Below are 15,386 nucleotides of genomic sequence, written 5' to 3'. Positions count from 1 at the left end.
AATGAGACGGACACCGCCCCTCGCCGACCCCACCAGTATCTCGTCCACGGGTGGATCGACCTTCCGATGGATGGCGGGCGCAGTGTTCCCCGTGGCTGTGCTCATCGTGCTTGCAGCCGCCGCGAAGGTACCGACTCATTTCGGTGTGCTTCTCCTGCTCGGCGCCGTCGGCAGTGCACTTGTCTTCGCCGGGCTGCGCGATCCGGTGGTCGCTGTGCTTCTGCTGCTGGTCACTACGTTCCTCCGGGTCGCCCTACCCAGCATCCTGCCGGTGGATCCCTTCGTCCTGGCGTACCTCGGGGTGGTGGCCGCGTGGGCGATCTGGATTGCCCGGGGCATCGACCGCGCTCCGCGTCTGGGCGCCATCGAGTGTGCAATGGTTCTCTACGTCACCTGGAACGTGATGTCGATGTTCTCCTCACACCAGTACGGCTCCGTCGTCCCCGTGTCCGGCGCAGAACTCTCCGTACCGCGATTCGTACTGACCGGCACCATCATTCCGTTCACGGTGTTTCTCGTGGGGCGGTACACATTCGACCGAGTGTCTGCGGTCCGGCTACTTCTGTGGACGATCCTGTTGCTCGGGGCTTACTCGGCTGCGATGTGCATTCTGCAGTTTCATGGTCCGACCGCACTCGTCTGGCCCCGCTACATAGTCGAGTCTCCGAGCTGGGAGGGGCGAGCCGTCGGCATCTTCGACCAGCCCGTGGTCAACGGCGTGGTGTTGATCCTCGGCTTCATCGTGGCGCTCCTCCTCGCCGCAACGCGCAGTGAACCCCGGTGGAGCCGGATTCTGGCCATCGCTATCGCGGTAGCGTCCGCATACGGCGTCTATCTGACCCACACACGAGTCGTCTGGCTGGCATTCGCTGTGGTGGTGTTGATTGGAGCAGCGTCTGCCAAGGGGTTTCGAACCGGGTTCGTCATGACCGGTGCGGTCGTGGCGGCCGCCGTGGCCATCAAATGGTCGGCCTTCACCAGCAGCGATCGTTCCGCGGGTGGTGTCGGATCACCCGACGAACTGCAGGATCGGCTCAACACTGCGGAAACGGCGATCTGGGCAGTTCAGGAGAAACCGTTGGCGGGGTGGGGAATCGGGCGCTTCACCGCGATGAACACGTACCATCACCAGCGGTGGGCGCCGGATGTGCCATGGATTCGCGGCTTCGGAATCGCGTCCCATTTCAACGAGCTCGGAATCGCGGCGGAACTGGGACTACTCGGGTTGGCTCTCTGGCTCGCCGTCCTCCTCCTCTTGGCCTGCGGTCTCTTCCACGCATACCGGGTGCTGCCGGCCGACGGCCTGTGCGGGAAGCGTCTTGCGCTGGTGGCGATCATGGCCTTCGTTGTGCTCGTGATCGCGGGCCTCACGGTCGACCTACGGTTCTTCGACTTTCCGAACGCGGTCGTGATGCTGCTCGTCGGAATCGTCATCGGCTGGGCTGATCGACTTCCCGCGGATCAGTTGACACCTGGTCCGCATCGACACGCGCCTGAATCGGTTCCAGCACAGGAACGCGCATGAACCGGCAGCGGGCCCTGTGGGCGTCGACCAGCACATCCACCCGGGGCGGAATAGCGAGTTTCGTCCGAACGATGCAAGCTACTCCGCTGTGGGAGCTGTGGAATGTTCGCCATGTCGGTACCCACCGGAACGGCACGGTCGCCACGAAGATCGTGGCGTTCGTGACGGGGCTGGGCGCGTTCGTGACTGCTCTGGTTTTCGACCGGCCGGATGTGGTTCACCTTCATACCTCCGTCGCCGGCAGCTTCATCCGAAAGGCCATCCTCGCCTGGATCTGTCGAATCTTCCGGGTGCCGATCGTGATGCACGTGCACGGTTCCGACTTCCATCTGTTCTACGGCCGATCGCCGCGCCCCATGAAGGCGCTCATCCGCGCCACGCTCACCGGTGCGGACGTGGTAGTGGCACTCGGCGACCGGTGGGCGGAGCGGCTCGAGCGGATTGCGCCGCGGGCGTACGTCGTCTCTGTTCCCAATGCGGTCCGGCCATGCCATCCGGTACGGCAGCCGTCCGGAAGTGAACCGGTGCACGTTCTCTTCCTCGGCTGCATCGGCGATCGCAAGGGGGCCTTCACACTGCTCGACGCGTGGGCGAAGATGATCGGCGACGGAAACGGGCGTGCGCGACTGACGCTCGCCGGTGACGGCGAAGTGCAGCGTGCGCGGGACCGGGTCGATGAGCTGTCGGTGGGTAGCACCGTCACGGTGCTCGGATGGCTCGCTCCGGATCGGGTACCCGAATTGTTGGCAACATCCCAGGTACTGGCCCTGCCGTCGCACAACGAGGGCCAGCCGATGGCGATACTCGAGGCGATGGCCCACGGACTGTGTGTCGTAGCCAGCGCGGTAGGAGGCATCCCCGAACTGATCGACGACCGCTGCGGGGTGCTGGTTCCGGTTGACGACGTAGACGCACTCGCGCACGCATTGCGTCGTGTGGTCTACGACGACGATGCGCGCATCAGGCTCGGATCCCAGGCGTTGCAACGCATCCGAGCCGAGTTCGACGTCGACGTCGTCTGGCGCCGTTTCGATGCCCTCTACCGCGAGGTGCGGCGATGACAGCCGATCGCCCCCTGCGGGTGTTGTGTGTGGTGCCTGACCTCCGCGTCGGAGGAGCGGAGCGGCATGCTGTCACGTTGCTTCCCCGGCTGGACCGAAAGAGGTTCGAACCCAGCGTCATCTGCATCGGGAGCGAGGGCGACCTGTTTCCGGCCCTGGCGGCCGGGGATGTTCCCGCCCTGGCGTTGCGACGAACGAAGTTGCAGGCGGTCGGTGCGCTGTGCGACCTCGTGCGGGAGACGCGCAGGATCGCCCCGGACATCATGATCGTGCGCGGCTTCAATGCGGAGGCCCTCGGTCGGATCGCTGCTTTCCTGGCGCGAGTTCCACGGACGGTCGTGTGGGTGCACAACTGCGGTGAGACCACCACGAGGAGTGTCCTTCGGCGGATCGTCGACCGCGCGCTCGCGCCGGTCACGAGCGCGTATTTCGGTGTGGCGAAGTTGCAAGTTCCCTATCTGGTAGACGATTTGCACATTCCGCCGGGCAAGATCCGAATCATCCACAACGGGGTGGATCCCGCAGAGTTCGATCCGAGGGGAGATCGTGCCGCCGCCGCGGAGCTCGGGATCGGGCCGCGCGACCGAGTGGTGGGAATCCTTGCCGCGCTGCGACCCGAGAAGGACCATGCCACGCTGTTGCGCGCCGCACGGCTGGTCGTCGACGAGCTGCCGGACGCGAAGTTCCTGGTCGTCGGCGATGGGCCGACGCGAGGCGATCTGGAACGGCTGGCCGGTGAGCTGGGCATTGCCGACCGTGTGGTGTTCACCGGTTCCCGTCCGGATGTGAGGGATCTGCTCGGAGTGATGGACGTCTTCGTCCTGAGCTCGTACAGCGTGGAGTGTTTCCCGATGGCGTTGCTCGAGGCGATGGCCGCAGGGCGGCCGGCGGTCTGTACCGCAGTCGGCGGCGTTCCAGAGATGATTTCGGAGGGGGTGACCGGATTCCTCGCGCCCCCGCGTGCGCCGACGGCACTGGCCGAGAAGCTGTTGCGAGTGCTGACGGACCCCGAGAAATCCAGGGAGATGGGCCTCGCGGCGCGGACGCGAGTCGAGTCCGAGTTCAGCCTGCGCGCCAGCGTAGCCGAGAGTGAACGTGCACTCGAGGAGGTGGCGGGTCGGTGCCCGCCTCGCGGGGCGAGACCCATCCGGCTCAGCCTGGTCTTGGACCTGACGTTCGTCGGGGGTGTCGAACTCCTGATGCTGGAACTGTTCCGCAATCTCGATCCGCGGGTGGTACGACCGCGCCTGATCTGTCTGCGCGAGGCTGGGGCGCTCGGCGAGGAGTTTCGGAGGGCGGGATTCGACGTCGAAGTGCTCGAGCGCTCGGGTCGCTACGACGTTCGAACCCTGCCGCGGTTGATCCGCAGCCTGCGACGTGATCGTACCGACGCGGTGCTGGTTACTCATCATCATCGAGCGGCGCTGGCGCTGGGGCGAATTGCGGCACGGATCGCGGGAGTACGTGCCAATATCGTGGCGGCCCACGACATGGACCTGACGTCGGTCGGCAAGCGCTGCCTGCCGCGCTCCACCGTGGAGACGCTGTGGCTGTCCGATGCGCTCGTCCTGCTCGCCCCGCGACAGGGCGAGTACCTGCGCCGGGAAGAAGGGGTAGGACGCTTCGCGTGGCGACGCACGCGCGAGGTGGTGATTCCGAACGGGATAGTGCTGCCGCCGTTGCCGCGTGACGCCGACCGTGAGCGTGCCAGGGCCGCGTTCGGTCTCGACCAGCAGGACTTCATTGTCGGCATCGTCGGCCGGCTCAGCAGTCAGAAGGCGCACCAGGTGCTCTTCGAAGCGATTTCGGCCGTGGCGGCGTCCGGTGTCCGGGTACGGCTGGTCGTGATCGGAGGCGGCGAACGCGACGATGAGTTACGCACTCTCGCCACCGAACTCGGTATCTCGGGCCGCACGCGGTTCATGGGAGTGCGGCGGGACGTGCAACAACTCCTGCCAGGGCTCGATGTGTCCTGTCTGTCGTCCGTGCATGAGGGCGTGCCGATCATCGCGATCGAGTCCATGGCCGCAGGCGTGCCGCTCGTCGTCACCGATTGCGGTTGCCTGCGAGACATGGTCACCGATGGCGAACAGGGTTATGTGGTGCCGGTCGGAGATGCACATGCGATGGCGCAACGGCTCATTTCCTTGGCCGCGGATCCGGGACTGTGCACTCGGCAGGGACGGTCGGGGCGTGCACGGGCGGAACAGCAGTACCGGATCGAAGACACGGCGCGAGGATTCGAGCGCCTGCTCACGGAAGTGGTGGAGGTGCGATGAGTCGTCACATTCTGATTCTCGTGGAGAATCTATCGGTACCGTTCGACCGCCGGGTGTGGCAGGAGAGCAGCGCGTTGGTCGAGGCAGGGTACCGCGTCACAGTGATATGCCCGATGGGGGCCACCCAGGACTGCGAGCCGGACGTCACGCTGGACGGGGTCCGCATTCTCCGCTATCCCCTTCGTGCCGCGGAAGGGGGGCCGTTGGGCTATCTGCGGGAGTACGGTCTGGCGTTGTGGCACACCACGCGACTCGCTCTCCGGGTGAGGCGTGATGATCCGGTCGATGCCGTCCACGCCTGCAATCCGCCGGATCTGCTGTTCCTCGTCGCTACGCTTCTTCGCCCGGCCGGTGCCAAGTTCGTGTTCGATCACCACGATCTGGTGCCCGAACTCTTCCTGTCCCGATTTCCCCGAGGCGGTCCGATCCTCTATTGGGCGACCAGGCTACTGGAACGGCTCACACTGGCCTCCGCTGACGCGGTGATCTCGACGAACGAGAGCTACCGGCGGGTTGCCCTCGAGCGCGGGCATCTGCCACCGGAGCGGGTTACCGTCGTTCGGAGCGCGCCCGATCTGAGTCGGTTCGTCTGCCGAGACCCCGATCCGAACCTGAAGCGCAGCAAGCGGTATCTGGCGGCATACTTGGGTGTGATGGGCCCGCAGGACGGCGTCGACTATGCGCTACGTGCCCTCGCCCACCTGCGGGACGGGATCGGGCGGGACGACCTCCACTGCATATTCATGGGAGCGGGAGACTCGTTCGACGACATGGTGGCCCTCAGCGAGAAGCTCGGACTCACAGACATGGTCGAATTCACCGGCCGGGTCCCCGACGAGTTCGTGCAGCGATGCCTGTCGACCGCAGATGTCTGTCTCGCACCGGATCCACGCAATCCGTTGAACGATGTGTCGACGATGAACAAGGTCGTCGAATACATGGCGATGGGTCGCCCACTCGTCTCGTTCGAGCTCGCCGAGTCGAGAGTGTCGGCGGGGGAGTCCGCTGTGTACGCCCCGGCCAACGACGAGGCAGCCTTCGCAGCGGGGATCGACGAGTTGCTACGGGACCCGCAGAAACGTCACAGGATGGGCCAACTGGGCCGGGCACGTGTCGAGCAGCAGTTGTCGTGGGAGACGTCGCGCCGGGCACTCACGGACTTCTACGCTCGGCTCTTCGCGGCCGAGCGCGTGAGGCGATGAACGACCGAATGCGGTCATGGGTTCTCGCTCGAGAGCACGAGACCGTCGCTCGGTTGGAGGGTCACCGACGTGACGGTGTCCCCGTTGTTGGTGCTCGGATCCTGGACGCCCTGAAGTCGCCGAAAGGGATTCTCGAGTTGCACTTCTCGCGGTTTGTCGTCGGTGTTCAGCAGGACGGTTCCGTGCTCGAAGTCGCGACGGAAGAGGCCGTTGCCCAGCGACCCGACCCCGTTCGCGTACGGATCGTTGAGGACAGCCGGCGACGGGTCGGCCACCAGTGGATGCCCGAGGTACCCCGGGCCGAGTCCGCCACCGTCCATCTCGTCGAAGTAGGCCGGCTCGTCGTAGTCGGCGCCCATCGGCGCCCAGAATCCGTTCTGGAGCAACGTCGCCGCCAAAAAGTACCGGGCACGCTGGAAATCCTGTGCCGAATGCGGTGCGGCACCCAGCTTGTCGATCGTCATCGCGAGGCCGGGCCGGCGGTGGTCGCCTTCGGCGGTCAGGCTGACATACTGCTCGATGTCGAACATGGGATTCCGGTCGGCGCGCGGGTCTGCGAATTTTTCCCACGCCCGGCCGTCCAATTGGTGCGTCAGCAGTGTCCGGTCGCCGTTCGCGATCAGGATCGCGTCCGGAATTCGTTGCCGGATGGTCTGCTCGGCCAGGTTCACGCCGCGTTCCCAGGGGTTTCCGAACCCGTAGATCGAATCGTCCGGTTCGTCGGTTCCATCGGAATCGATGTCCCAGTGATCTCGATCCGCACTGTAGATCCGGTCGCCCCAGACGTCGAGGAAAATGCCGTCCCACACCCCCGCGGACCAGACGTCATCCACCACCCAGTTCGCGGCATACTCGGCAAAGATCTGGCCGTTGATCCGCGGCGCCTGGTCCGTGAGGTTGGTCATCGTCGACTCCGGCCACTCGCTGACGGGCGTGCCGTCCATCGTGTGCGCCAGCCATGGTTCCGGGAACGCACTTTCGCCGTTCTGGTCGAACTGCCACAGCGCGTATCGGTTGGCCCAGTACGCCTCCGTTCCGAGTTGATCGGGATGGTCGACCACGTTCACGTAGGCGAACAACCGGAGGCGTGGATTGGCGTGCCGGAGCTCGTCGAAGTATTCGTGCGGCTTCCGGTTCGCCCATTCGTTGTCGATGACCACCACGTCGTATCGAGCGAGCTCCTCGACGGGCGGAAGATCTTGCTGATTCAGGAAATACGTTGCGGTCCTGGGGAACGTCAGGGAGTGGGGATCGCCGGTAGCGGGCGCGGGCGCGGGACGCTCGTCCACGGGCGTAGCGCACGCGACGGTCAGTCCAACGGCCGTAACGACCGTCGTCAGGGCGAACCGGAGGCGGCCGAAACGCCGGGAGGCGAGAGTGCCGGGCACCGAGTCAGCTTGACACGTTCGAGGCCACCTTGTCACCTGCCGGATGAGGATCTCGTATCCGCATGGAGGGCGCTGTGAGTCAACTCTTGTGGCATGTACACCGATTGCAGTCGATGAGCCCGCGCGAGGTGGCGTGGCGTGCGAGTCGAGCGGGCCGGAGCCTGATTTCACACGGCGGGCGCGGTGCGGCGAGTGACGCAGATCTGTTCGGGACGCCGGAGGCGGACTGGGACGCCGCGTTGGCGAGATTCCGGGAATGCGCCGGTCGGCCCATACTTCTGGACCGCGGCCGGGCCGCCGTCATCGCGCGGGAACATCCGGCCGGGGTCGAGCAGGTGATCGCGGCTGCCGAGCGCGTGGCCGGTGGGCGATTTGCCTACTTCGGTTACCCGGAAGTGACGCTGCCGGAGCCGATCGACTGGCACTACGACCCGCATTCGAAAGTCGGATGGCCTGTCGTGCCCGCATCCAGAATCGACCACCGCACCGCGGATGGTGATCCGAAGTGGATCTGGGAGCTCAATAGACTCCAACATCTGACCTGGCTCGCCGAAGCGTGGTTGTTCACCGGTGAGGAGCGATTCGGGGACGCGGCGTTTCGTCAACTCGATTCGTGGATCGAGCAGAATCCACCGGGCATCGGCATCGGATGGCGCGGTGCCTTCGAGGCGGGCGTCCGCTCGATCTCGATCGCGGTGGCACTCCAGGGTCTGCGGGATTCGCCGGCGTTGACGACCGAGCGGTTTCGGGTCGTCGTCCGCGTGCTCGCCGAGTCTGCCCGTCGCTGCTGGGACGAGCGTTCACGGTTCAGCTCGGCGAACAATCATCTGGTAGGGGAAATGGCAGGCCTGGCCACAGTGGCAATTCTTCTGCCGGACCTGGCCCGTGCCGAGTCGTGGGAGAAGGACGCGATCCGCGTATTGTCGGCCGAGGCCGGGCGGCAGATCCTGCCCGATGGTGCAGGCGCCGAGCAGGCAATGGGATATCAGATCTTCACGTCGGAACTGCTTCTCACCGTGGCAGCGTTGCTGACACTTCGTGACGGTCGACCACCCCCGGAGTTGATCGCCGCCGTCGATCGGAGCGCGGACTTCATCGCAGCGCTCGTCGGTGATCGTGACCCGGAGCCGCACTACGGCGACGACGACGAGGGCTTCGCGCTCCGGCTCGGCGCGGAGCCGGTGCGCACAGCCCGAGATCACCTCGGCACGGTGGGCGCGGTGACCCGCAACACGGCGGCGCGCCGGGTGGGCCGCTCGACGCTGTCGGCGGCCTGGGTGAACTACGCTCGCACAGAACCGGTTTCCGGGGTGAAGTCCTTCCCCGAACCTGGTCCTCGTAGCTTCTACGCCCCGCACGGCGGTCTCGTCGTGCTGCGCGCCGGCGCGCGCCGGCTGACTGTCGACGTCGGGCCGCTCGGTTACCTCTCGCTAGCTGCACACGGGCACGCCGACGCCCTCGCAGTGACGCTGAGCATCGACGGCGACGACGTGATCGGCGACCCCGGCACCGGCAGCTACTACCGGCACCCCGACTGGCGCGCTGCTCATCGGGGTACTCGCGCTCATGCCACCGTGTGTGTCGACGGCCGGGACCAGTCGGTCGTCGGAGGGCCGTTTCTGTGGACGGAGCACGCCCGGGTTCGGGTGCGGTCGGTCGACCTCGAGCGCTGTGTCGTCGATGCCGAACACAGTGGCTACAGTCGGCTCTCGCAGCCGGTGGTGCATCGGAGGTGGCTCATCGCGCCGCCGGATCGGGGCAGCATCCTCGTCGTCGATCTCATCGCCGGCCGAGGCCGCCACGAGGTGCGCACGTCGTGGCCGCTGTCGCCCTCGCTGGACGTCACACCGCTCGAGGGGGGCCACCTTGCCAGCCGCAACGGAGAGCCTATTCTCCAGCTGGTCCACGGCGCCAGCAGCGAGTTGATCCGGTACGAGGTGCGAGGCGACGCCCGGCTCGGTCTCGGGTGGTGGTCGCGTCGGCTGGAATCGAGAGAGCCGGCATGGTTGGTCGGTGGGTACTGCACGGGCGACGTACCGGTCGTGGTCGCTACTGTGCTCAACCCGCTGGACGAACGCATGGCGTTGGCGGAAGACCTCACCGTCGGGGTTCGCGATGGATGTCTCACCGCGAGATGGCGCGATGGGGGCGCGGAAAACCTGGTTGAAATCAACCATGCGATTGGAACCATGACGAAAAACGGGGACGTAGTATGGAATAGGTCACATTAGAAAACTTCTAGACTCCTACTGGTTTGGGCGGTTGTCATGAGCGCGACCGAATTGCATATGCGTCCATCCGCGCGGCGGATAGCCCTGAGCGTCTTCGGGCTGGGCTACGTCGGATGTGTTTCGGCGGCATGCCTGGCGTCCCGGGGTTTCCCCGTGGTCGGGGTAGACATCAATCCCTCGAAGACCGAATTCCTGCGCCGGGGCCAGACCCCGGTGTTCGAGGAGCGGATCGGCCAACTGATCGCGGAGGTCGTGGAATCCGGCCTGCTCACCGTCAGCGACGACCCGGCAGGCGCCGTCCTCGCGAGCGACGTCACGATCGTCTGTGTCGGCACCCCGTCCGCACCGGGTGGAGGCCTGACCACCCGCTATCTCGAGCGTGCGACCGACGAGATCGGCGCCGCGCTGGCCAGGAAGGACAGCTTCCACGTCGTCGTCTATCGCAGCACCATGGTGCCGGGTACCTGCGCGGAGATACTCATCCCGCGTCTGGAACGTGCATCGGGCAAGCGTGCGGGTGTCGACTTCGGCGTCTGTGTCAACCCGGAGTTCCTACGCGAAGGCAGCAGTGTGCGCGACTTCCTCAATCCGCCGAAGACGGTGGTCGGGGAAAGTGACGAGCGCAGCGGGCGACTGGTGACAAGTTTGTACGACGGGCTCGGTGGACCGCGGTTCCGCGTTCCGATCCCCGTCGCCGAGATGGTCAAGTACGTCGACAACAGCTTCCATGCCCTGAAAGTGGGGTTCGGCAACGAAATCGGAGCCATCTGCGCATCTCTGGGGCTCGACTCACACGCCGTGATGGACATCTTCCTTGCCGACACGAAACTGAATCTCAGTGCCGCCTATCTGCGTCCGGGATTTGCGTTCGGAGGCTCGTGTCTGCCGAAGGACGTGCGCGCGCTGATGCACACTGCTCGAATCCACGACGTCGAAGTGCCCGTGCTGGCGAACGTGCTGGTGTCGAACGAGATGCACCTGCGGCGGGCAGTGGACCAGGTGATCGCGTTGGGTAAGCGCAGGATCGGCATCTTCGGTCTGTCGTTCAAGCCCGGCACGGACGATCTGCGTGAGAGCCCGATGGTCGAGCTGGCCGAGCGACTCATCGGCAAGGGATACGACGTCAAGATCTGCGATCCCAACGTCGCACTGTCCAGGCTGTTGGGCGCGAACCGCGACTTCATCGAGGAACTACTGCCGCACATCGGTGAGGTTCTCACCGAGGACGCCGACGCCGTCCTCGACCACGCGGAGGTGCTCATCGCGGGGTCCAGGGAGCCCTCCATGGTGGCGGCGGTCAACCGGGCGGGCGCGCAGCACACGGTCGTCGACCTCGTCCGGCTCCCTGGCGCCGAGGAGCGTCGCCGGCGCGAAGGTTATGTGGGTTTGGGGTGGTAACGGTGAGCGACTCGCGCCCCCTCCCTACCTTCAGCTTTCTGACCACCGCCTACCGGACGGAGGAGTATCTGGCGCAGACGATCGAGTCGGTGCGCCGCCAGACCCGTACCGACTGGGAGTTGATCGTTGTCGACAACGGATGCTCCGACGAGATCGCGGAGATTGTCCGTTCCTTCGCATCCGACAGCCGAATCAGGCTGGTAAGACAGGAGAATCGCGGATACGAGGGCGGTGTGACGGCTGCCGCCGCCCTGGCGCGCGGACAATACTTCTGCGTGCTCGACAGCGACGATCTGCTGATGCCGGACTTCTGCGCGCGGACGGGGGCGGTACTCGCCGCCGACCGGGCCGTCGACGCGGTCGGTTGTGACGCTCTACTGTTCGACGATCACGGTGGCGCACCCAAGGGATACCTGCGCTCGATCGGATTCAGGGCGCGATCGGATCCGGGGCAGCCTCTGGCGCTGACCGAGATGCTCGCGGGATACATCCCTTACTACACGGGCGCGGTTCGGCGCGAGGCGTGGATCGCCGTGGGTGGGTACGAGCACGCGACACAGGAAGTCGAGGCGGACGTGGTCATGTGGCTGAGGCTCGTCGATTCCGGATTCGATGTCCGAATGCTCCCTGAGCGCCTCGCGCGCTGCCGTGTCCGGAAGGACTCGGTATCGCGGGACCCCGCCGGGGTCGAGGCGTTCGATTGGCGCATTCAACGGTCGTTCCAGACGGTGGCCCACTCCACGAGCCGGGCCGAGGACCTGGACGCGCTACGGAGCAATTTACGGCGGTTGCGATACCACCAGGCGATGCGACGGGCCCGACGGTCGCTGCTCGAAGGGAACCTGGCCATGGCGCGTGTCGAGGCGAAAGCGGCGTTCGCGCAGCGGCACACACTCCGCGCCGCCCTGGTGACGTGCTCGTTATCGCTCTTTCCCGACATGATGCGCAGGCTGCATCCGGTCAAGCAAAGGGTCACCGTTGCCCTCGGGCACACGATCGGTCGGCGCACCGAGTCCGTGAGTCGGCCGTGAACGAAGGCGGCGCAGTGGATTCGTCGACACCCGGGCGCGCCCCGGAGTGTGGTGACTCGGGATCTGCACCGTCGCCCGGGACCGCCTCGGTCGGCACACTGAGCAGCATCCTCCGCCGCGGAGCCGCGATGGCGGCGGCGGGTCTGCTGATCGTGCAGGGTGTGACGTTCGTGCAGACGTTGGTGCTGGCACGGCTGCTGAGCCCCGAGATCGTCGGGGTGTTCGCGGCGGGTACCGTGATGACAACCTTTCTGGTGGTCGTCACCCACGGCACGTTGGCCCAGGCACTCGTTCAGCGTGAGCACGATGTCGAGAATGCGGCCACCACGGTGTTCTGGGTGACCTTGGGTACGGGGATCCTCATGAGCCTGGTCATGTTGGCGGTGTCCCCCTTGATCGGGCGCGTGTTCAGCAGCCATGCGGTCGGGACGGTGGCCGCTGCCATGTCCGGTTCGATGTTCTTGATCGCAATCACGTGCGTCCCGGATGCCCTGATGCAGCGCCGCTTTCAGTTCAAGCGCCGGATCATCGTGGATCCCGCCGTGGGGCTCACCTTTGCGGCGGGTTCGATAGTCTTCGCCGCGCTGGGGTACGGCGTCTGGTCCCTGGTGATCGGCTCGTATGCGTCGATGCTCGTCTGGATCGTCGCAAGTTGGTGGCTGTCCCGATGGCATCCGTTCGGTGGGCGGTTCTCGTTTCGGATCTGGCGCGAGATGGCGGTCTTCTCCTTTCCGCTATTACTGGACGGCGCGGCCGCACGGGCACAGGAGGTCGTCGAGTTGACGATCATCGGCCGCGGGCTGAGCGAGGCTGCGCTCGGCAACTATCGGTATGGTCGCAGGATCGCGTTGCTCCCCGGCATGGCGATCGTCCAGGTCTGCTCGTATGTGCTGTTTCCCGCCTTCTCCCGCATCTCCTCCGACTCGCGGCGCTTCAAGGACGCTTTCCTGCGTGCTCTGAGTTGGATCTGGCGGGTGGCGATGCCGGCTGGGGCACTGATGGTCGCAGTCGGTGAGCCCGCTGTCGTGGTGCTGCTCGGCGAGCCCTGGCGCGGCGCCGGAGTGGCGGTGTCATCAATGGCGGGCATCGGACTCGGCGTGGCGATGAACTCGGTGAGCGCGGAGGCGATGAAGGGCGCCGGCCGATCCAGCCGCATGAATTGGATGACCGCAGCGGGCCTGCTGACCGGAGTCCCCTTACTGCTGCTGTTGTTACCTCTCGGTCTCGCCGGCGTCGGTCTCGCGGTTTCCGGCGCGGCGATCGTCGTGGGGATCACGGGGCTCGGACTCGCGCGCTCGGTGATCGGGGCATCGGGCGGTGAGATAGCCCGGGTGATGGTCCCGCCAGTGATCGCCTCGCTGGCTGCATTCGCGGTGATCGCGCCACTCGAACGGTACGTGGTGCACTCGGACCAGCGGTCGATCGCGGTGGGACTCGCGTCGATAGCCCTGGAGTGTGTGGCGTTCCTGATCGCCTACCTCCTGTCCCTTCGGTTGATCGCACCATCCGCCTTCGCGGAGATACGGGCGGCCGTCCACACGATCGCCGGCCGCGTCGTGGGAGGGGAACGCTAGGTGCGCAGTACAGCTCGATGGTTGCGCTGGCCGTTCATCTGCGTGGTTGCCGCGGTCCTCGGCGCGACGGCTGCAGGTGTGCCGACATATGTCGAGCCGCAACTCGACGAGCTCCACCGAGCGGATGCGATCCTGGTTCTCGGTGGGCCCGGCCACGAGCGCTATACCTACGGACTGGACCTCGCCCTCGAAGGGCTCGCCGGGCATGTGGTGCTGTCCGATCCGAGCGGTGGATCCGACGAGTGGCTCGATCGACTTTGCGGAGCGCAGTTCGCGTTTGCGGTTGTCTGCTTCGATCCCGACCCCGCGACCACCGCCGGGGAAGCGAAGGCATTCCGTGATCTCGCGACGGCCGGCGGATGGAACAGCGTCATCGTGGTCACGTTCACACCGCACGTGTCACGGGCTCGGTACATTATTCAACGCTGCTTCGGCGGGGACGTCATGATGGCGGCCAGCCCGGCGGACATCTCTGCCGCCGACTGGGTGTGGCAGAGCGGCTATCAGACTGCGGGGTATGTGCGGAGCTTGTTCCAGCCAGGCTGCTGACGTTCCCCGTCAGCGAAGTCCACCACCCATTTGCCGGTCAACCCTGGAAACTGCGATTGCACTTCCGGGAGCAGGTCGGCGACCGTCAGCAGCACCACGTCGGGGTCGTCTGCGAGCAGCTGCGCAGGGGAGATGATCGGGACATCGGTGCCGGGCATCCGCCGGTCCTGCTTGGCGCGGGACGCGTCGGCTACCGCGCGCAACACACGTCGGTCGACGCCCGCCCGGCTGAACAGGGCAACTGCCCGCGACGCCGCACCGTATGCGTAGACGCGTTGCCCGCGACCTGCCATCGCGGCGAGCCAGATACGTAGCGAGCTGACGTGGTCGTCCGCGGCCCGCTGCAGGTGGCGGATCGATCGCGGCTTGCACACCCCCACGGCGTTTTCAGCCGCGAGGATTCTGCGGACGGTGTGCGACGTGTCCGACCGGACGCCGTGCCGGGCGGCAACCAGGACGGTGCCACCGTACAGGTCGAACTCCCACGCGTACGAAACGTTCATCCCCACATCCCTGAGCATCCGCCGTAGGGCGGTCAACGAGTAGTACGCACAATGTCCGTGCCGCAGCGCGTTCCATTGCCCGTGGCTGACGATCGTGGTGAGCGAATGGAATTGGATCAACAGTATTCCGTCGCTTGCGGTAGCGTGCGCCCGTTCCCGCAGTGACGCACGTTGATTCGGCTCGTGCATCAGGCCGAAACAGTCCAGCACCACCGAGGCCGGGGAGCCCTCCGGCAGGGAGGTAAATCCTCGCTCGGCGAGTAACTGCAGCCAGCTGCCACCGTGCGGACTGCCGAATTCGATGACACTGTCGCCGTTGAGGAATCCCGATGCGGCGACCGCCTCGACTGCGGCGGCCGCCTGGTTTCGCAGCGCCTGCGGTTCGACGCCCCGCGGTTCCTCCGGCGTCGTGTCGTCGTCCGCCAACTGCGCGAGTCCGCACCGCAGGCACAACTCCATTGCCAACGGGTGCGAGGACTCCGCCGGATCAACGGGGGACCAGTGCGGCGGGAAATAGTCCGCGGCGGGCGTGCGCCCCAGATCGAGGACCCGCACCGTGTCGGACGAAGAGCACCCGCGGCAGATCATCGAGACCACGGGGACGCCTGGAAACGCCGACTTCGGCGGGGCTCGTGGGGCACCATG

Annotated in this window: 11 protein-coding genes; 9 read left to right on the top strand and 2 right to left on the bottom strand. The window is 65.9% G+C overall.

All coding sequences use genetic code 11. From position 1 onward, the window contains the following. Positions 1 to 70 precede the first annotated feature (70 nt). Genes WKC72_RS31850 through WKC72_RS31835 form a run of 4 tightly spaced genes read left to right on the top strand, consistent with a single transcriptional unit; the run spans position 71 to position 6,067 of the window. Positions 71 to 1,525 carry an O-antigen ligase family protein gene (locus WKC72_RS31850; protein WP_370180771.1) on the top strand — a complete coding sequence of 485 codons (1,455 nt, stop codon included), beginning with the start codon at positions 71 to 73 and terminating at the stop codon, positions 1,523 to 1,525. Then, positions 1,522 to 2,586, top strand: coding sequence for a glycosyltransferase family 4 protein (locus tag WKC72_RS31845; RefSeq protein WP_370180770.1), 1,065 nt, complete (start codon positions 1,522 to 1,524; stop codon positions 2,584 to 2,586). Before WKC72_RS31850 ends, WKC72_RS31845 begins: the two co-directional genes overlap by 4 nt. Then, entirely contained in the window at positions 2,583 to 4,865 is a 2,283-nt protein-coding gene (locus tag WKC72_RS31840) for a glycosyltransferase (protein WP_370180769.1), read from the top strand. Before WKC72_RS31845 ends, WKC72_RS31840 begins: the two co-directional genes overlap by 4 nt. Beyond that, positions 4,862 to 6,067, top strand: coding sequence for a glycosyltransferase family 4 protein (locus WKC72_RS31835; RefSeq protein WP_370180768.1), 1,206 nt, complete (start codon positions 4,862 to 4,864; stop codon positions 6,065 to 6,067). The genes WKC72_RS31840 and WKC72_RS31835 overlap by 4 nt, the downstream gene beginning before the upstream one ends. A gap of 14 nt (positions 6,068 to 6,081) precedes the next feature. Here WKC72_RS31835 and WKC72_RS31830 read toward each other — a convergent pair whose 3' ends face one another. Then, on the bottom strand, positions 6,082 to 7,455 hold the full coding sequence (locus tag WKC72_RS31830; RefSeq protein ID WP_370180767.1) for a putative glycoside hydrolase: 1,374 nt from the start codon (positions 7,453 to 7,455) through the stop codon (positions 6,082 to 6,084). A gap of 74 nt (positions 7,456 to 7,529) precedes the next feature. On the opposite strand from WKC72_RS31830, the gene WKC72_RS31825 reads away from it, so the two are divergent. The 5 genes from WKC72_RS31825 to WKC72_RS31805 are packed head-to-tail and all read left to right on the top strand — an operon-like array spanning position 7,530 to position 14,238. Then, a complete protein-coding gene (locus tag WKC72_RS31825) occupies positions 7,530 to 9,686 on the top strand; it encodes an alginate lyase family protein (protein WP_370180766.1) in 2,157 nt (718 codons plus the stop codon). 36 nt (positions 9,687 to 9,722) lie between these two features. Further along, positions 9,723 to 11,084, top strand: coding sequence for a nucleotide sugar dehydrogenase (locus tag WKC72_RS31820; RefSeq protein ID WP_370180765.1), 1,362 nt, complete (start codon positions 9,723 to 9,725; stop codon positions 11,082 to 11,084). A 2-nt stretch (positions 11,085 to 11,086) separates the two neighbouring features. Further along, positions 11,087 to 12,115, top strand: coding sequence for a glycosyltransferase family 2 protein (locus WKC72_RS31815; RefSeq protein WP_370180764.1), 1,029 nt, complete (start codon positions 11,087 to 11,089; stop codon positions 12,113 to 12,115). A gap of 14 nt (positions 12,116 to 12,129) precedes the next feature. Further along, the gene (locus WKC72_RS31810) at positions 12,130 to 13,689 is read left to right on the top strand and encodes an oligosaccharide flippase family protein (RefSeq protein WP_370180763.1); all 1,560 of its coding nucleotides are present in this window, start codon (positions 12,130 to 12,132) and stop codon (positions 13,687 to 13,689) included. Beyond that, a complete protein-coding gene (locus WKC72_RS31805; protein WP_231914291.1) occupies positions 13,690 to 14,238 on the top strand; it encodes a YdcF family protein in 549 nt (182 codons plus the stop codon). On the opposite strand, the gene WKC72_RS31800 is transcribed toward WKC72_RS31805, so the two are convergent. Further along, entirely contained in the window at positions 14,193 to 15,329 is a 1,137-nt protein-coding gene (locus tag WKC72_RS31800; protein WP_370184597.1) for a class I SAM-dependent methyltransferase, read from the bottom strand. The two genes, WKC72_RS31805 and WKC72_RS31800, sit on opposite strands and share 46 nt — an antisense overlap. Between the last annotated feature and the right edge of the window lie 57 nt (positions 15,330 to 15,386).

It is taken from the genome of Rhodococcus wratislaviensis, assembly GCF_041228765.1.
Classification (GTDB): domain Bacteria; phylum Actinomycetota; class Actinomycetes; order Mycobacteriales; family Mycobacteriaceae; genus Rhodococcus_F; species Rhodococcus_F wratislaviensis.
Note: the sequence above shows the minus strand (reverse complement) of the source record. Positions and strands in the feature narration are given on the sequence as shown.